Origin of the sequence: Streptomyces sp. WAC05374, assembly GCF_004353505.1 — a bacterium.
Lineage (GTDB): Bacteria > Actinomycetota > Actinomycetes > Streptomycetales > Streptomycetaceae > Streptomyces.
In genome coordinates this window covers 25,807-43,132 of the sequence record NZ_SMNQ01000006.1, presented here as the reverse complement: position 1 = coordinate 43,132, position 17,326 = coordinate 25,807, and the positions used below count along the sequence as shown (strand labels likewise).

Here is a 17,326-nt window from a genome sequence, read left to right as displayed (position 1 = left end):
GGTCGCCCGCTCCGCCGGCCCCGGCACTCCCGTCGGAGGGCGGGGCGGGGCATCGGCAGCAGGGCGGGGGCGGGGCATCGGCAGCGGGGCGGGGCGGGGCGGGGGCTGAACGCGTACGAGCACGACGCGCGCCCCACGCGCACAGCGCCCGGACCGCCGGGCTGCCGCACGAGCCGCGCCGCCCCCGCACGCGCGGGGGGTGGGTAGACGCGCGCGCGGGTTGGTGGTTCGCGGGTTGGCGCGGCTCCGGGTGGTCCGGGCTCGCGGCCCGGCTCGGTATGTGTCGGTGGCTGAGGGCGGTTGCCGCCGTCCGCCGGCCCGCCGACGGCCGTCCGCCGGCCCCGCCCGTCAGCCGTACGTGTCGCCCGGGCCCGTGCTGCCCGGCGCCCGCAGGGGGCCGCCGTATCCGCGCCGGGGCCCGCCCGGGCCCAGCACCTTGATCACCCGGACCGTCCCCTGTCCCAGGTCCTCGTTCAGCCGCGCCACCAGCCGCGGCGCCAGCAGGCGCAACTGGGTGGCCCACGCGGTCGAGTCGCACTGCACGGTGAGCACCCGCTCGTCGGGGTCCTCGTCGTACCGCAGCGGCACGCAGTGCTTGGCCAGGTCCTCGCCCACGATCTGCGGCCACCGGCCCATCACGCCGCCCACGGCGGCCGGGGTCTCCCAGCCGCGCTCGGTGATCAGCCGGTTGATCGCGGCGCCCAGCGGCAGCGGATCGCGGCCGTCCGCACGCGCGCCCGAGCGGAGCCCACCGCCCCGCCGGGCCTGCTTCTTCTGCTGCGCCGCGGCGCCCCTGGCCCTCGCCTGCTCCTTGGCCGCCCGCAGCGCGACCCGCGCCAGGTCGACGCCCGACGGCTCCGGCACCCGTGCGTCCGTCACAGCCGCTCCACCGAACCCTCCGCCACCGCGTACCGCGTCCCCGCCAGCACGCCGGGCACGTCGTCGTCGACCGCCGCCGTCACCAGGACCTGCTCGCCCGGTGCGACCAGCTCCGCCAGCCGCTCGCGGCGCCGCGCGTCCAGCTCCGCGAAGACGTCGTCGAGCACGAGCACCGGCTCGTTGCCCTCGGACCGCAGCAGGTCGTAGGAGGCGAGCCGCAGGGCCAGCGCGTACGACCAGGACTCGCCGTGGCTGGCGTACCCCTTCGCGGGCAGCTCGCCCAGCTTGAGCACCAGGTCGTCGCGGTGCGGACCCACCAGCGTGACGCCCCGCTCGATCTCCTGCTTGCGCACCTCGGCCAGCGCGGCGAGCAGTCCCTCGTACAGGGCCTCGCGCCCGTGCGCCCCGGACACGGCGCCCTTGTACTCGAGGGCCACGGGCCCGCCGCCCGGCGCGAGCTGCTCGTACGCCTTGTCCGCCAGCGGCTGGAGCGTCCCGACCAGGTCCAGGCGCTGCGCCAGCAGCTCCGCCCCGGCCCGGGCGAGGTGCTGGTCCCACACGTCCAGCGTGGACAGGTCCATGGAGCGGCCGCCGTGCCGCCGAGCCATGGCGGCGGATTTCAGCAGCGTGTTGCGCTGCCTGAGCACCCGGTCGTAGTCGGAGCGCACGCCCGCCATCCGGGGCGACCGCGCGGTGATCAGCTCGTCCAGGAAGCGCCGCCGCTCCCCCGGGTCGCCCTTCACCAGCGCCAGGTCCTCCGGCGCGAACAGCACCGTCCGGACGATGCCGAGCACATCGCGCGGCCTGACCTGCGAGGACCTGTTGATACGGGCCCTGTTCGCCCGCCCCGGGTTGAGCTCCAGCTCGACGAGTTGCGACCGCTCGCCCTGCCGGACCGCCGCCCGGATGATCGCCCGCTCGGCGCCCATGCGGACCAGGGGGGCGTCGGACGACACCCGGTGGCTGCCGAGTGTCGCCAGGTACCCGACCGCCTCGACCAGGTTGGTCTTGCCCTGCCCGTTGGCACCGACGAAGACGCCGACGCCCGGCTCGAGAGGGACCTCGACCCGGGCGTACGAGCGGAAGTCGGCCAGCGACAGATGCGTGACGTGCATGGTGTGCGCCGACCTTCCCCCGGCATGGGCCGTGCACCGTCGTGCACAGCCTGTGGATGCCGTTGTTCTACTTCTTGGACTCGACCGCGTGGCCACCGAACTGGTTGCGCAGCGCGGCGATCATCTTCATCTGCGGCGAGTCCTCCTGCCGGGACGCGAACCGCGCGAACAGCGACGCGGTGATCGCCGGCAGCGGGACCGCGTTGTCGATGGCGGCCTCCACGGTCCACCGGCCCTCGCCGGAGTCCTGGGCGTAGCCGCGCAGCCGGTCCAGGTGCTCGTCCTCGTCCAGGGCGTTGACCGCCAGGTCGAGCAGCCAGGAACGGATGACCGTGCCCTCCTGCCAGGAGCGGAAGACCTCGCGCACGTCGGTGACGGAGTCGACCTTCTCCAGGAGCTCCCAGCCCTCGGCGTACGCCTGCATCATGGCGTACTCGATGCCGTTGTGGACCATCTTGGCGAAGTGGCCCGCGCCGACCTTGCCCGCGTGGACGGAGCCGAACTCGCCCTCCGGCTTGAGCGCGTCGAAGATCGGCTGGACCTTCGCCACGTTCTCGGCGTCGCCGCCGTACATCAGCGCGTAGCCGTTCTCCAGGCCCCACACGCCGCCGGAGACGCCGCAGTCGACGAAGCCGATGCCCTTCTCGCCCAGCTCGGCGGCGTGCTTCTCGTCGTCCGTCCAGCGGGAGTTCCCGCCGTCGACGACGACGTCACCGGGGGAGAGCAGCTCGGCCAGCTCGTCGACCGTGGACTGGGTCGCGGCACCGGCCGGGACCATGACCCACACGACGCGCGGACCCTTGAGCTTGCCCACAAGCTCCTCGAGGCTGTGGACATCGGCGAGGTCAGGGTTGCGGTCGTACCCGATGACGGTGTGACCCGCGCGGCGGATGCGCTCGCGCATGTTGCCGCCCATCTTGCCGAGACCGACGAGACCGAGCTCCATCAGAGATTCCTCAATCGTTGTGTGCGGAGAGTTCGTACCCGCGTCCGAGCCTACGCCCGGACGCGGGCGCACACCTGTGGGGTCAGGCGCTCATCAGGCGCCCGGACCGCCACCCGGGCGCGCGGTCCGCGGGCGTACTCAGCCGCTCAGCCGCACCGGCATGATCAGGTACTTGTACGCCTCGTCCGCCTCCGCGTCCACGGCCGGCTTGCCGCTGAGCAGCGCGGGCTTGGTGGAGGTGGTGAAGGAGAGCTGGGCGACCGGGGAGTCGATCGCGCTCAGGCCGTCCAGCAGGAACGTCGGGTTGAAGGCGATGGAGATGTCGTCGCCCTCGAGCTGAGCGTCCACACGCTCCACAGCCTGTGCGTCGTCGCTGGAACCGGCCTCCAGGATGAGCACGCCCTGCTCGAAGCTGAGCCGGACCGGGGTGTTCCGCTCGGCCACCAGCGCCACACGCTTGACGGCCTCGACGAACGGCGCCGTCTCGATCACCGCGACCGAGTTGAACTCGGTGGGGAAAAGCGTCCGGTACTTCGGGAGGTCGCCCTCGAGCAGACGGGTCGTGGTGCGCCGGCCCGCGCCCTCGAAGCCGATCAGACCCTCGCCCTTGCCCGAGCCCGACAGCGCCAGCGTGACCGTGTCGCCGCTCGTCAGCGCCTTGGCGGTGTCCAGCAGCGTCTTGGCGGGCACCAGGGCGACGGCCGAGGCGTCCGGGGACTCCGGCTTCCACAGGAACTCACGGACCGCGAAGCGGTAGCGGTCGGTCGACGCCAGCGTGACCGTGTCGCCCTCGATCTCGATGCGTACGCCGGTGAGGACGGGCAGCGTGTCGTCGCGGCCGGCCGCGATGGCGACCTGGGCGGCGGCGGAGGCGAAGACCTCACCGGGGACGGTGCCGGTCGCGGTGGGCATCTCCGGCAGGGCCGGGTACTCCTCCACAGGCATGGTGTGGAGGGTGAAGCGGGAGGAGCCGCAGACCACGGTCGCCCGTACACCGTCTGTGGAAATCTCCACCGGGCGGTTGGGGAGGGCGCGGCAGATGTCGGCGAGGAGGCGGCCGGAGACGAGGACCGTGCCGTCCTCCTCGACCTCGGCCTCGACGGAGACCCGCGCGGAGACCTCGTAGTCGAAGCTGGAGAAGCTGAGCGCGCCGTCCTCGGCCTTCAGCAGAAGGCCCGCGAGTACGGGCGCCGGCGGACGGGCCGGGAGGCTGCGGGCCACCCAGGCCACCGCCTCCGCGAGTACATCGCGCTCCACCCGGATCTTCACCGGAACCGCCTCCTGCTGTTGCTGGCTCTTGTCTCGACTGCGGGAACCAGTCTGACGCACGCCGCCGACAGCCGGTGCGGCTCGGGGTCAAGTCGTGACGAGAGGCGACGGAGGCTCCAGGGGCGAGTTGTGCACAGGCCCCGCTTCGAAGCGAATTCCCCGGTAACTCTGAGTGGGAGTAGTAGTAGGGCCTGTGGAAACCGTGGATAACGCCATCCACCCAGGTCACGGCCGGTTTTTTGTCCACTGCCCCTGTGGGCGGCACCCGTGGACAACCGGCCCTGTCTGTGGACGCGGGAAAGTTCTGCACACCCGATGCACAGCACGGGCCGACTTCTCCCCAGCGCCGTCCCCAGTTTTACCCAGCTTCCCCACAGGCCAACCGACCACCTTGGTGTGACGGCTTTCACTCGGCGCGGTGAGGCCGGGCGTTTCGTTGCCGAACAGTGGACAGCGGTGTGGAGAAGCTGTGGACCATGGACCGACGCCTGTGGGCCGCCGGTGGACAACCGCGATCACAGCCTGTGGACGACGAAACCGTCCACAGCCTGTGGAGCATGCTCGGCCACAAATCCACAAGGCCCTGACCTGCAATGATCAGGTCTCCCCACCCCGCCCTGTGGACGCGATCTGGACAACTCGACAGTCCCCAGCCTGTGGATCGAAGATCGCCTGAGGATCTGTGGAGAACCCGGTGACCCACCGAACTATTCGAACATCGCCTGCCGGGCACAGGGTGTGGACAACGGCGAAGGGCGCCCCGGGACCGTGTCCCAGGAAGCCCTACGGAGCCTGCGGCGGCCTGCCTCAGCCGTTCTTGATGCGGTTCGTGAGCTCGGTGACCTGGTTGTAGATGGAACGCCGCTCCGCCATCAGCGCCCGGATCTTCCGGTCGGCGTGCATCACCGTCGTATGGTCACGGCCGCCGAACTGGGCGCCGATCTTCGGCAGCGACAGGTCCGTCAGCTCGCGGCACAGGTACATCGCGATCTGGCGGGCCGTCACCAGCACCCGGCTGCGCGACGATCCGCACAGGTCCTCGACCGTCAGCCCGAAGTAGTCGGCGGTGGCCGCCATGATGGCGCCCGCCGTGATCTCGGGGGCCGCGTCCTCGCCGCCCGGGATCAGGTCCTTCAGGACGCCCTCGGTGAGCACCAGGTCCACCGGCTGCCGGTTGAGGCTCGCGAACGCCGTCACCCGGATCAGCGCGCCCTCCAGCTCGCGGATGTTGCGCGAGATGCGGGAGGCGATGAACTCCAGGACCTCCGGCGGGGCGTTGAGCTGCTCCTGCACCGCCTTCTTGCGCAGGATCGCGATCCGGGTCTCCAGCTCCGGCGGCTGCACATCGGTGGTCAGGCCCCACTCGAAGCGGTTGCGCAGCCGGTCCTCCAGCGTCATCAGTTGCTTGGGAGGCCGGTCCGAGGACAGCACGATCTGCTTGTTGGCGTTGTGGAGCGTGTTGAAGGTGTGGAAGAACTCCTCCTGCGTCGACTCCTTGCTCGCCAGGAACTGGATGTCGTCGACGAGCAGGATGTCCACGTCGCGGTAGCGCTTGCGGAAGGTGTCGCCCTTGCCGTCGCGGATGGAGTTGATGAACTCGTTGGTGAACTCCTCCGAGCTCACGTACCGCACCCGCGTACCGGGGTAGAGGCTGCGCGCGTAGTGCCCGATCGCGTGCAGCAGGTGGGTCTTGCCGAGCCCCGACTCCCCGTAGATGAAGAGCGGGTTGTACGCCTTCGCCGGCGCCTCCGCGACCGCCACGGCGGCCGCGTGCGCGAACCGGTTCGACGAGCCGATGACGAAGGTGTCGAACAGGTACTTGGGGTTCAGCCGTGCGTGCGGCTCACCGGGCCGGCCGCCCGCGGCCGCCGTGCCGGTGCCGCTCGCCGCGGTGCCCGCGCCGCCGGGACGCTGCTGCCCCGGGGCGTCCGGCAGGTCGCGCCGGTCGGCGCGCTGCTGGTCGAACGGGGAGGGCTCGGTGCTCTGCGGGCCGCGGTAGTCGTGGTGCGGCTGCTGCGGCCGGGCCGTCGCGTAGGGGTCGCGCTCCTGGAACCCGCCGAGGCGCGGCTGCTGCCAGGACAGGTCCTCCTGGGTACGCGGCCAGGCGCCCGGCTCGGGGCGCTGCTGCTGGTACTCGGGGTAGGCGGGGCGCACGGCCGGCAGGCCGTCGTCGGGCATGGGGCGGTGCCCGTAGCCGTCGTACTTCTCGTAGGGCTTGTCGTACGCCTCGGGCTGCTGGCGCTCGTCGTAGCGCGGCTGCTGGGGCGGCTGCGGCCGGGCGGGCGCCGGGGGCGCGGGGGGCGGGTCGCCGGCGGAGTCGTCGACGGTGATCGCGATCCGGATGGGGCGGCCGCACTCGCGGCTGAGCGTGTCGCTGATCAGTGGGGCGAGCCGGCCCTCCAGGACGCGCTTGCCCCACTCATTGGGGACGGCGAGCAGCGCGGTGTCCGCCACCAGGGCCAGCGGCTGGCAGCGCTCGATCCACTGCTTGTCCTTCGGTTCGATGCCTTGCTGGCCCTCACCCAGGAGCTGCTCGAGCACTCGTGGCCACACTGCGGCAAGATCAGCAGGTACGTCAGCCACAAGGCACGCTCTCTCACAGGTCCCACGAATGTGTGGTTCTCGGGACGGGATGGAAGGACAGGCAGGAAAGGAATCCGAGTTCAGCCACGGTAGTCGCGGCGGCTCGCGTGGTTCAAGTTGTTGTCCACAGCCTGTGCATAGTGGACCACGACCCGGGGCCGGTTTGACCGGATGGCGTAGCCGCGCGTACCGTAACCAGGTCGAGTTGTCGATGGCTGCTGCCGCCTGCCTCCGATGGGCAAAGATCATGGTCAATGATCGTGAAGCGGTGCACTCGGGCGTATTGCGAGCTACTCGTGGGCGCACGGTGACAGCCAGGCGATGTCCCGCCACCAACGAATCATTTCTGGAGCCCCCGAGTGAGCAAGCGCACCTTCCAGCCGAACAACCGTCGTCGTGCCAAGACCCACGGCTTCCGCCTGCGCATGCGCACCCGTGCCGGTCGCGCCATCCTGGCGAACCGCCGCAGCAAGGGTCGCGCCAACCTGTCCGCCTGATCGCTTAAACAGGTCATGACGTGCTGCCTACCGAGAATCGGCTGAGGCGGCGCGAGGACTTCGCGACCGCGGTACGCCGAGGACGCCGGGCCGGCCGCCCGCTCCTCGTCGTCCACCTAAGAAGCGGTGCAACGGACCCGCACGCGTCAGGGGAGAGCGCTCCCCCGACACGTGCGGGTTTCGTCGTCAGCAAGGCCGTGGGCGGCGCGGTCGTGCGGAACCAGGTGAAGCGCAGGCTTCGCCATCTGATGCGCGACCGGCTGCCTTCGCTGCCCCCCGGTAGCCTGGTGGTAGTACGGGCGCTGCCCGGAGCGGGCGACGCCGACCACGCCCAGATGGCCCGAGACCTGGATGCCGCCCTTCAGCGGTTGCTGGGAGGGGCGCGATGAAGTACCCGCTGCTGGCTCTGATCAAGCTCTACCAGTGGACGATCAGCCCGCTGCTCGGCCCCGTCTGCCGGTACTACCCGTCGTGCTCCCACTACGGGTACACGGCCATCGACCGGCACGGCGCGGTGAAGGGCACAGCCCTGACCGCCTGGCGGATCCTGCGGTGCAACCCGTGGTCGCCGGGCGGTGTGGACCATGTTCCCCCTCGTAAGCGCCCGCGCTGGCACGAAATGCTGCGCGACGCGCTGCGCGGCGGCAAGGGCGGGCACTCCGCCGAGACGAGCCCGGCCGCAGAGACCTCGCCCAATGCTCAAGGAGCTTGATTAGTGGACACGATTGCCAGTCTGTTCAGCTTCATCACCACACCTGTCTCGTGGATCATCGTCCAGTTCCACAAGCTGTACGGGGCTGTCTTCGGTCCCGACACGGGCTGGGCCTGGGGTCTGTCGATCGTGTCCCTGGTGGTGCTCATCCGGATCTGCCTGATCCCGCTCTTCGTGAAGCAGATCAAGTCGACCCGGAACATGCAGGCGCTCCAGCCGAAGATGAAGGCGATCCAGGAGCGCTACAAGAACGACAAACAGCGTCAGTCCGAAGAGATGATGAAGCTGTACAAGGAGACGGGCACCAACCCGCTCTCCTCGTGCCTTCCCATCCTGGCGCAGTCGCCGTTCTTCTTCGCGCTGTACCACGTACTGAGCAAGATCGCCTCGGGTGACACCATCGGCGTCCTCAACCAGGACCTGGTGAACAGCGCCCGTGAGGCCCACATCTTCGGCGCCCCGATCGCCGCGAAGTTCATGGACGACCCGGCCAAGGTCGAGGCGCTGAACGCCTCGCTGACGGACGTCCGCATCGTCACCGCGGTCATGATCGTGCTGATGTCGCTGTCGCAGTTCTTCACCCAGCGCCAGCTCATGCAGAAGAACGTCGACCTGACGGTGAAGACCCCGTACATGCAGCAGCAGAAGATGCTGATGTACATCTTCCCGGTCATCTTCGCCGTGATGGGCATCAACTTCCCGGTCGGTGTCCTCGTCTACTGGCTGACCACCAACGTGTGGACCATGGGCCAGCAGATGTACGTGATCAACCAGAACCCGACCCCGGGCAGCAAGGCGCAGGACCACTACCTCCAGCGACTGGTGAAGAGCGTCACCTCCCACGGCGAGGTCCGCGGCCGCCGCCGGCGCGCCGTCGTCCAGGCCATCGTCGCCAAGGGCCCGGACCGCAACGACAACGAGCGCAAGTTCGTCACCACCCTCGCCAAGGCCGGGTTCACCGCGCAGGCCGACGGCACCGTGAAGAAGGTCGACCCCGCCACCGCGGAGGCGGAGACCGCGGCCGCCACCCGGCGCCAGCAGCCCAAGCGGCAGCCCAAGGCGAAGCGGCAGGCCGGGACCGGTCAGCAGACCACGGCCAAGACCTCTCTCGAGAAGCCCTCGTCGGAGAAGACCTCCCTGGAGAAGGCCGACGAGCCCCAGGGTGGCCAGGCGAAGCAGCCGGCCAAGCCCGCCGGTGGTTCCGCCGCACGTCAAGCCAAGCAGCGCAAGGGCCAGCAGCGGCCCAAGCACCCGTCGTCCAAGAAGTAAGAAGGAGTCCATCCGTGACGGAAGGCACCACCTCCGCCGCCCAGGGTGGCGACACCCTGACCCGCCTGGAGCAGGAGGGCGAGATCGCGGCCGACTACCTCGAGGGCCTGCTCGACATCGCCGATCTCGACGGCGACATCGACATGGACGTCGAGGCGGACCGCGCCGCGGTTTCGATCATCAGCGACTCGGGCAGCCGTGACCTCCAGAAGCTGGTGGGGCGCGACGGCGAGGTGCTGGAGGCGCTTCAGGAGCTGACGCGCCTCGCTGTGCACCGGGAGACCGGAGACCGCAGCCGGCTGATGCTGGACATCGCGGGCTTCAGGGCCAAGAAGCGCACGGAGCTCGCCGAGCTGGGTGCCAAGGCCGCCGACGAGGTGAAGAGCACCGGTGAGCCGGTGAAGCTGAAGCCGATGACCCCGTTCGAGCGCAAGGTTGTGCACGACGCGGTGGCCGCCGCCGGTCTGCGCAGCGAGTCCGAGGGCGAGGAGCCGCAGCGCTTCGTCGTCGTACTCCCTGCCTGACCCCCCTACGTTGTGTCGGCCCCGTCTGTTCGCAGGCGGGGCCGATCTTTGTCAGCCTGATAGTCACTGATCACTGGTAGTCAGCACCCAGTGCGGTAATGCGGTACGGAAGGACGGTTCCCGTGACGGAGGCAGAAGAGCTTCCCCATGCGCCTCAAGAAGCGCGGACGGTTTTCGGTGAGTTCTTCCCGGAAGCGGTCCGGTACGCGGAGCTCCTCGCGGACGCGGGCGTCAAGCGCGGGCTGATCGGTCCCCGTGAGGTGCCGAGGCTGTGGGAGCGGCACCTGCTGAACTGCGCGGTGCTCTCCGAGGTCGTCCCCGAGGGCGTCACCGTCTGCGACGTCGGCTCCGGGGCCGGGTTGCCCGGTATCCCGCTGGCACTGGTCCGCCCGGACCTGAAGATCACCCTCCTCGAGCCGCTGCTGCGGCGCACCAACTTCCTCCAGGAGGTCGTGGAGCTGCTGGGCCTGGACCATGTGACCGTGGTGCGGGGCCGGGCCGAGGAGGTCCTCGGGAAGGTGCCGCCCGTCCATGTCGTCACCGCCCGGGCCGTCGCTCCGCTGGACCGGCTGGCCGGCTGGGGCGTGCCCCTGCTGCGCCCCTACGGGGAGATGCTGGCGCTCAAGGGGGACACGGCCGAGGAGGAGATCCAGAGCGCCCGCGCCGCGCTGAGCAAGCTGGGCGTCGTGGGGACGTCGGTGCTGCACGTCGGCGAAGGGATCGTCGATCCCCTGTCGACCGTGGTGCGGGTGGAGGTCGGCGAGAGCCCTGGCGGTGTGCGGTTCGCCGCCAAGCGCGCCAAGGCTGCCAGGCCCTCGCGCCGTCGACGTTGACACCTGGTTGATCCTCATACGTACGCATTTCGGAGTGTCGTGACGTCCCGGCCCTGCGGCGAGTGCATCAATGTTTCACGTGAAACGTCGCTCACTGCTGCAGGGAATCATCAGCCGCGGTCGCGCGGCTGCCACGCCGCGCGACCGTAAGCCACCCACGAGGGCTACGGAGTTGTCCACAGAGGTGGAGTTCTCCACAGAACCACGGGCCTCGCTGGTTCACGACCCCGAAAGCATGGCAGGCTCTGTTCATCGCGAGCCTGAAGCCGAGGAGAGTGAATCCTTGCGGTCCAACGCCAACATCGCGGGACCGATGACCGATCCGGTCCCCGGTCCCCGTACCGAATCGGCGGGGGAGGATGTTTCACGTGAAACACCGCCCCCGATGGACGACACCCCCATTGGACGAGCTGCCCAACTGGCGGTGGAGGCGCTGGGCCGTGCGGGGGAAGGGCTTCCCCGGCCGGAGCAGACCCGCATCATGGTGGTCGCCAACCAGAAGGGCGGCGTGGGCAAGACGACCACGACGGTCAACCTCGCCGCTTCGCTGGCGCTGCACGGCGCCCGCGTCCTGGTCATCGACCTGGACCCGCAGGGGAACGCCTCGACGGCGCTCGGTATCGATCACCACGCCGAGGTCCCCTCGATCTATGACGTCCTGGTGGAGAGCAAGCCCCTCTCCGACGTGGTGCAGCCCGTCCCGGACGTCGAGGGCCTCTTCTGCGCCCCGGCCACCATCGATCTCGCCGGTGCGGAGATCGAGCTGGTGTCGCTGGTGGCGCGGGAGAGCCGGCTTCAGCGAGCGATCCAGGCGTATGAGCAGCCGCTGGACTACATCCTCATCGACTGCCCGCCCTCGCTCGGCCTGCTCACGGTCAACGCCCTGGTGGCCGGAGCCGAGGTGCTCATCCCCATCCAGTGCGAGTACTACGCCCTGGAGGGCCTCGGCCAGTTGCTGAGGAACGTCGACCTGGTGCGTGGGCACCTGAACCCGGCCCTGCACGTCTCGACGATCCTGCTCACCATGTACGACGGCCGCACCAGGCTGGCGTCGCAGGTCGCCGAGGAGGTGCGCAGCCACTTCGGTGACGAGGTGCTGCGGACCAGCATCCCGCGGTCCGTCCGGATCTCGGAGGCGCCGAGCTATGGGCAGACGGTCCTGACGTACGACCCCGGTTCCAGCGGTTCGCTGTCCTACCTCGAAGCGGCCCGCGAGATCGCACTGCGGGGGGTCGGTATCCACTACGACGCCCAGCACGGCCATGTGGCCAGCCAGAACAACCAGCACAGCATGTCGGAGGGGATCCAGTGAGTGAGCGACGTAGGGGGCTGGGGCGCGGGCTCGGTGCGCTGATCCCTGCCGCACCCCAGGAACGGCCGGCGACGTCGGTGGGGGCCGGTTCCCCCTCTCCCGGAGCGATTCCCTCGCTGACGGCCGACCGGGGAGTGGCCGCCGCGAAGGTGGCCACGCTGCCGCAGAGCGCGGCGCCCGTGGACAGCATCCCTGTCCCGGAGCCGGAGGTGGTCGCCGAGGCGGAGGCGCCGGCCGGTGCGCACTTCGCCGAGCTGCCGCTGGACTCCATCACACCCAACCCGCGTCAGCCCCGCGAGGTGTTCGACGAGGACGCCTTGTCCGAGCTGGTGACGTCCATCAAGGAAGTCGGACTGCTCCAGCCCGTCGTTGTGCGGCAGCTTGCTCCGGAGCGCTATGAGCTCATCATGGGCGAGCGCCGCTGGCGAGCCTGCCGCGAAGCGGGCCTGGAGCGCATCCCGGCGATCATCCGTGCCACCGAGGACGAGAAGCTCCTACTGGACGCCCTCCTGGAGAACCTGCACCGGGCGCAGCTCAACCCGCTGGAAGAGGCCGCGGCCTACGACCAGTTGCTGAAGGACTTCAACTGCACCCACGACCAGCTCGCCGACCGCATCGGACGCTCGCGTCCGCAGGTGTCCAACACGCTGCGGCTTCTCAGGCTGTCGCCACCGGTCCAGCGCAGGGTCGCCGCCGGGGTGCTGTCGGCGGGCCACGCCAGGGCCCTGCTCTCGGTCGATGACCCCGAGGCGCAGGACAAGCTGGCGTACCGGATCGTGGCCGAAGGACTCTCGGTCCGGGCGGTGGAGGAGATCGTCACGCTGATGGGCTCGGAGCCCAGCAGCACGCCCAAGGCGAAGGGGCCGCGGGCCGGCGCACGGGTCTCCCCGGCTCTCTCCGAGCTCGCCACCCGGCTCTCCGACCGCTTCGAGACCCGGGTGAAGGTCGACCTGGGGCAGAAGAAGGGCAAGATCGTCGTCGAGTTCGCCTCGATGGAGGATCTGGAGCGCATCCTCGGCACGCTCGCCCCCGGTGAGGGGCGCGTCCTGGAGAAGGGGCTCACCGAGGAGCAGGACCAGGACGGCGACGAGGGCTGAGGCGGGACTCTCTCCCGCGTGCCTCAAAAGGCCTCCGCGTAACGGGTTCGGGGCGGATCGGGTCCGGTGTTCACCGAGGAGCAGGACCAGGACGGCGACGAGGGCTGAGGCGGGACTCTCTCCCGCGTGCCTCAAAAGGCCTCCGCGTAACGGGTTCGGGGCGGATCGGGTCCGGTGTTCACCGGAACACGGTCCGCCCTTTGGCCTCTTCCCGTATGCGCGTCATCACCCGATCGATACGATGCGTTCTGGTATGCGCATCCGCCTGATCCACCTCGGAGGGAGAGCCAGGCATGCGAGAGGTGAGCCGCAGCCAACTGGTGACAGCAGGCCTGGGACTCGGTGCGGTCGGCGGGTTCATCGGCAGCCTGCTCCGGGAACGGAGCGCGCTGACCGCCGCTCGTGGAGCGGCAGGCGAAGGAAGTGAGGAACAGCCTTCATGGGGCGTCGGCTCGTACCGCTCACGTTGGACAACCTTCCGGATCTCCCCAAACGGTGCCGCACGTGCGTCTTCTGGGAGCTTGATCCGGTCAGCGGAGAAGCCGCGGTAAAGGCGGGAACACCGGAGCTGGAGAAGGAAGCCTGGATCTCCGCCGTCCTGCTCGACTGGGGTTCCTGTGGCCGTGTGGTCTATGTGGACGAGGTACCGGTCGGGTTCGTTCTCTATGCCCCGCCCGCCTATGTGCCGCGCTCGACCGCCTTCCCCACCAGCCCCGTCTCCCCCGACGCGGTGCAGTTGATGACCGCGTGGATCATGCCCGGCTACCAGGGGCAGGGACTGGGCCGGGTGATGGTGCAGACCGTGGCGAAGGACTTGCTGCGTCGTGGGTTCAAGGCCATCGAGGCGTTCGGCGACGCCCGCTGGAAGGAACCCGCCTGTGTACTGCCGGCCGACCATCTGCTGGCGGTGGGCTTCAAGACCGTGCGTCCGCACCCGACGTATCCGAGGCTTCGGCTGGAGCTGCGGACGACGTTGTCCTGGAAGGAGGACGTCGAGCTGGCGCTCGACCGTCTGCTGGGAGCCGTGCAGAAGGAACCGGCGCTGCGGCCGCTGTGACTCCACCGTGGTGGCACCGGTGCCCCCCCCGGCCATGCGCGCCTTCTGGAAAGCGCCGAGCGGCCCATCCCTCGTCGGGATGGGCCGCTCGCTGTTTCACGTGAAACGTGGCGTCAGGCCTTGCTGACCGCGTCACCCAGGTAGGGCTCCAGGTCGCGGACGATCGCGGCCTTCGGCTTGGCGCCGACGATCGTCTTGTCGACCTCGCCGCCCTTGTAGACGTTCAGCGTCGGGATGGACATGACGCCGTACTTGGCAGCCGTGGCGGGGTTCTCGTCGATGTTGAGCTTGACCACCGTGATCTGGTCACCGTACTCGGCGGCGATGGCCTCCAGCGACGGGGCGATCTGGCGGCAGGGACCGCACCAGGCGGCCCAGAAGTCCACCAGTACGGGCTTGTCGCTCTTGAGGACGTCCTCCTCGAAGGAGTCGTCGGTCACGTTCTTCAGGTCGCCGGCCACGGCGGCCTCCTTCACTTTCGCGGGGTGTGGGTGGGAACGGTGGTCAGACCGCAGCGGTCTTCTCGGGCTCGGCGGCCTTCTCGCCGTCGGCGAGAGCCGCCAGGAAGCGCTCGGCGTCGAGTGCGGCGGAGCAGCCCGTGCCGGCGGCCGTGATCGCCTGGCGGTAGGTGTGGTCCACGACGTCACCGGCGCCGAAGACACCGGCCAGGTTGGTGCGCGTCGACGGCGCGGCCACCTTGAGGTAGCCCTCGTCGTCCAGCTCGAGCTGGCCCTTGAACAGCTCGGTGCGCGGGTCGTGGCCCACGGCGATGAACAGACCCGTCACCGGCAGCTCGGACGTCTCGCCGGTCTTCGTGTTGCGCAGCGTCACGCCCGTGAGCTTCTGCTCGCCGTGGATCGCGGCGACCTCGCTGTCCCAGGCGAACTTGATCTTCGGGTCGGCGAAGGCGCGCTCCTGCATGGCCTTGGAGGCGCGCAGGGTGTCCCGGCGGTGGACGATGGTGACGGACTTGGCGAACCGGGAGAGGAAGGTGGCCTCCTCCATGGCGGTGTCGCCGCCGCCCACCACGGCGATGTCCTGGTCCTTGAAGAAGAACCCGTCGCAGGTGGCGCACCAGGAGACGCCGCGGCCCGACAGCGCGTCCTCGTTGGGCAGACCCAGCTTGCGGTGCTGGGAACCGGTGGTCACGATCACGGCCTTGGCGCGGTGGACGGTACCGGCGGTGTCGGTCACCGTCTTGATCTCACCCGTCAGGTCGACCGAGACCACGTCGTCCGGGACGAGCTCGGCGCCGAAGCGCTCCGCCTGGGCCCGCATGTTGTCCATCAGGTCGGGGCCCATGATCCCGTCCCGGAAGCCGGGGAAGTTCTCCACGTCGGTCGTGTTCATGAGCGCACCACCGGCGGTGACGGCACCTTCGAAGACCAGCGGCTTCAGCGATGCGCGCGCCGTATAGAGCGCGGCCGTGTAGCCGGCGGGCCCGGAGCCGATGATGATCACGTTACGGACGTCGCTCACGGGTTTCTTCCTCGTCTCTGCAGACTGCCTACTGCCTACGGGGGCCGGGTCAAGGACTCTCACCCCACCCAACGGATCCTACGGGGCGCGCATTCCCGCAGTGTCCGAGCGGCACGCAGCGTGAGTCAGGGACGCGGGTAGGCGTGGGTCAGCAGGACGTCCGCCTTGGCGCTCACCTGGGTGGAGGTGCAGGCGGCGTCCAGGACGTACGCCTGGACCTTCGCGGGGTCCGTGGTGTGCGGCAGGACCACGAGGTAGGCGGACCGGCCTTCGTAGGTGCCCCTCTGTGCGGCGAGCGCCTGATCGCTGCGGCCGGTGCCCGCCTGGATGCAGGGCGGAACCTTCACGGCCTCCTGGGTGAACATCGTCGACGGCTGGTCGGCGGAGGGAGGCTGGTGCTTCTCGGCGCGTGGCGACCCGGGCTTCTCCCCGGGGGCCAGCAGCGCTTCGACCCGGTCTTCCACGGCCACGCCGGAGAAGGTGCCGTCCTCCGGCGCACTCACGGCGGAGTCCGCCGTCCTGGAGCCGTCGGGGTCGTTCCCGGACGGCAGGATCACCTGGAGGAGGAGGGCGCTCACTCCCAGGGCCGCGGCGCCGAAGACAGCGCCGAGCACCGCGGTGCGGCGCCGCCGCCGGGCAGGGCGCCCGCGGCCGGGACCGGTGGCCGCACGGGGGCGACCGGCGGGGCGGTCCGCGCGGACCGGCTCGGAAGGACCGGCCTCGGGGGTGACGGGGGCGGGCGCTGTTTCACGTGAAACATGCTCGGCCGTGTCGGCGGGTGCGGTGGCGTCCAGGAGCGCCTCGGCGGCCAGGGCGGCGTCGATGCGCTCGGCGATGTCGGCCGGCATCCGGGTGGGGCCGGGGAGGGTGCCCAGCAGGCCCCGGATCTCCTCGAGGGAGGTCCGGACATCGGCGCACAGCGCACATCCGTCCACGTGCGCCTTGACGTCGGCCGTCCGGGACGGCGGGAGCAGCCCTTCGGTGAGGTCCGAGATCTCAGAGACGTCCGGGTGCTGAGTCGTGTCGGTTGTGGATGTCACGCGCGCCCACCTCCCTTCACAGCAGCAGGATCACCCGGTCCTGCATCCCTTGGTCCCGACGCCGGTGGGACGGATGTCCCTGGCGTCCGGTTCCTTCCCCTGTCGGGGCTGCCGTTATCCACGGTGTCACCGCGCAGATGAGTGAGCAGAGGAAGCAACCTGGCCCTCCCCCTCGCGCACCGGCTCTTGACCGTTCCCGTCGGTACGTCGAGAACACGCGCCGCCTCGGCGACGGGATAGCCCTGCATGTCCACGAGCACCAGAGCGGCGCGCTGATCGGCGGGGAGCTTCGCCAGCGCTGCCAGTAGCTCGCGGTGGAGGTCCTCCCGCTCGGCCGGTGCCTCGGCCGATTCGTGCGGCTCCAGTAGTTGCTCCAGCCGCTCGGTGTCGTCGACGGGCGACGTCTTGCGGGAGGCGGCCTTGCGGGCGCGGTCGAGGCACGCGTTCACCGTGATCCGGTGCAGCCAGGTGGTGACGGCGGACTGACCACGGAAGGTGTGGGCGGCCCGGAAGGCGGACACGAGGGCGTCCTGGACGGCGTCGGCGGCCTCCTCGCGGTCGCCCAGCGTGCGCAGGGCGACGGCCCAGAGCCGGTCGCGGTGCCTGCGTACGAGCTCACCGAAGGCGTCGGGGTCGCCGGCGACATGGCGCGCCAGGAGGTCCTGGTCGCTGTGCTCCTCGGACGTCCCGCTCGTCATGCCGCCACCTCCCCTC

18 protein-coding genes are annotated in these 17,326 nt (G+C 70.0%); 9 read left to right on the top strand and 9 right to left on the bottom strand.

Features of this window, described 5'->3' with window-relative positions:
* Positions 1-348: 348 nt before the first annotated feature.
* From E2B92_RS14320 to dnaA, 5 genes are all read right to left on the bottom strand, one after another.
* Entirely contained in the window at positions 349-879 is a 531-nt protein-coding gene (locus E2B92_RS14320) for a DUF721 domain-containing protein (protein WP_133087548.1), read from the bottom strand.
* Positions 876-1,994, bottom strand: coding sequence for a DNA replication/repair protein RecF (gene recF / locus E2B92_RS14315; RefSeq protein ID WP_126884179.1), 1,119 nt, complete (start codon positions 1,992-1,994; stop codon positions 876-878). The genes E2B92_RS14320 and recF overlap by 4 nt, the downstream gene beginning before the upstream one ends.
* Before the next feature lie 67 nt (positions 1,995-2,061).
* The gene (gnd, locus tag E2B92_RS14310; protein ID WP_126884178.1) at positions 2,062-2,940 is read right to left on the bottom strand and encodes a phosphogluconate dehydrogenase (NAD(+)-dependent, decarboxylating); all 879 of its coding nucleotides are present in this window, start codon (positions 2,938-2,940) and stop codon (positions 2,062-2,064) included.
* A gap of 138 nt (positions 2,941-3,078) precedes the next feature.
* Entirely contained in the window at positions 3,079-4,209 is a 1,131-nt protein-coding gene (gene dnaN / locus E2B92_RS14305; RefSeq protein ID WP_126884177.1) for a DNA polymerase III subunit beta, read from the bottom strand.
* 807 nt (positions 4,210-5,016) lie between these two features.
* Positions 5,017-6,792 (bottom strand): chromosomal replication initiator protein DnaA, encoded by a 1,776-nt coding sequence (gene dnaA, locus E2B92_RS14295; RefSeq protein ID WP_126884176.1) that lies wholly within the window; start codon positions 6,790-6,792, stop codon positions 5,017-5,019.
* Between the two features lie 359 nt (positions 6,793-7,151).
* Between dnaA and rpmH the strand changes: the two genes are divergently transcribed.
* From rpmH to E2B92_RS14250, 9 genes are all read left to right on the top strand, one after another.
* Positions 7,152-7,289 (top strand): 50S ribosomal protein L34, encoded by a 138-nt coding sequence (gene rpmH, locus E2B92_RS14290; RefSeq protein ID WP_018846094.1) that lies wholly within the window; start codon positions 7,152-7,154, stop codon positions 7,287-7,289.
* Positions 7,290-7,309: 20 nt separating this feature from the next.
* Entirely contained in the window at positions 7,310-7,678 is a 369-nt protein-coding gene (gene rnpA / locus E2B92_RS14285) for a ribonuclease P protein component (protein WP_126884175.1), read from the top strand.
* Positions 7,675-8,001 carry a membrane protein insertion efficiency factor YidD gene (gene yidD, locus E2B92_RS14280; protein ID WP_126884174.1) on the top strand — a complete coding sequence of 109 codons (327 nt, stop codon included), beginning with the start codon at positions 7,675-7,677 and terminating at the stop codon, positions 7,999-8,001. Before rnpA ends, yidD begins: the two co-directional genes overlap by 4 nt.
* Positions 8,002-8,004: 3 nt before the next feature.
* Positions 8,005-9,270 (top strand): membrane protein insertase YidC, encoded by a 1,266-nt coding sequence (gene yidC / locus E2B92_RS14275; RefSeq protein WP_126884173.1) that lies wholly within the window; start codon positions 8,005-8,007, stop codon positions 9,268-9,270.
* A gap of 14 nt (positions 9,271-9,284) precedes the next feature.
* Positions 9,285-9,794 (top strand): Jag family protein, encoded by a 510-nt coding sequence (locus E2B92_RS14270; protein WP_126884172.1) that lies wholly within the window; start codon positions 9,285-9,287, stop codon positions 9,792-9,794.
* 98 nt (positions 9,795-9,892) lie between these two features.
* Positions 9,893-10,627 (top strand): 16S rRNA (guanine(527)-N(7))-methyltransferase RsmG, encoded by a 735-nt coding sequence (gene rsmG / locus E2B92_RS14265; RefSeq protein ID WP_126884171.1) that lies wholly within the window; start codon positions 9,893-9,895, stop codon positions 10,625-10,627.
* Positions 10,628-10,862: 235 nt separating this feature from the next.
* A complete protein-coding gene (locus tag E2B92_RS14260) occupies positions 10,863-11,939 on the top strand; it encodes a ParA family protein (RefSeq protein WP_126884170.1) in 1,077 nt (358 codons plus the stop codon).
* Positions 11,936-13,036: a ParB/RepB/Spo0J family partition protein gene (locus E2B92_RS14255; protein WP_126884169.1), complete on the top strand. Its 1,101-nt coding sequence runs from the start codon at positions 11,936-11,938 to the stop codon at positions 13,034-13,036. Before E2B92_RS14260 ends, E2B92_RS14255 begins: the two co-directional genes overlap by 4 nt.
* Positions 13,037-13,475: 439 nt before the next feature.
* On the top strand, positions 13,476-14,093 hold the full coding sequence (locus E2B92_RS14250) for a GNAT family N-acetyltransferase (RefSeq protein WP_126884168.1): 618 nt from the start codon (positions 13,476-13,478) through the stop codon (positions 14,091-14,093).
* Between the two features lie 113 nt (positions 14,094-14,206).
* On the opposite strand, the gene trxA is transcribed toward E2B92_RS14250, so the two are convergent.
* The 4 genes from trxA to sigM form a co-directional block, all read right to left on the bottom strand.
* Complete coding sequence (gene trxA, locus E2B92_RS14245) at positions 14,207-14,554, bottom strand: thioredoxin (RefSeq protein WP_126884167.1); 348 nt, start codon at positions 14,552-14,554, stop codon at positions 14,207-14,209.
* Positions 14,555-14,597: 43 nt separating this feature from the next.
* Positions 14,598-15,572 carry a thioredoxin-disulfide reductase gene (gene trxB, locus E2B92_RS14240; RefSeq protein ID WP_126884166.1) on the bottom strand — a complete coding sequence of 325 codons (975 nt, stop codon included), beginning with the start codon at positions 15,570-15,572 and terminating at the stop codon, positions 14,598-14,600.
* 125 nt (positions 15,573-15,697) lie between these two features.
* A complete protein-coding gene (locus E2B92_RS14235; RefSeq protein ID WP_126884165.1) occupies positions 15,698-16,612 on the bottom strand; it encodes a hypothetical protein in 915 nt (304 codons plus the stop codon).
* Positions 16,609-17,310 carry an RNA polymerase sigma factor SigM gene (sigM, locus tag E2B92_RS14230; RefSeq protein ID WP_126884164.1) on the bottom strand — a complete coding sequence of 234 codons (702 nt, stop codon included), beginning with the start codon at positions 17,308-17,310 and terminating at the stop codon, positions 16,609-16,611. Before sigM ends, E2B92_RS14235 begins: the two co-directional genes overlap by 4 nt.
* Positions 17,311-17,326: the final 16 nt, after the last annotated feature.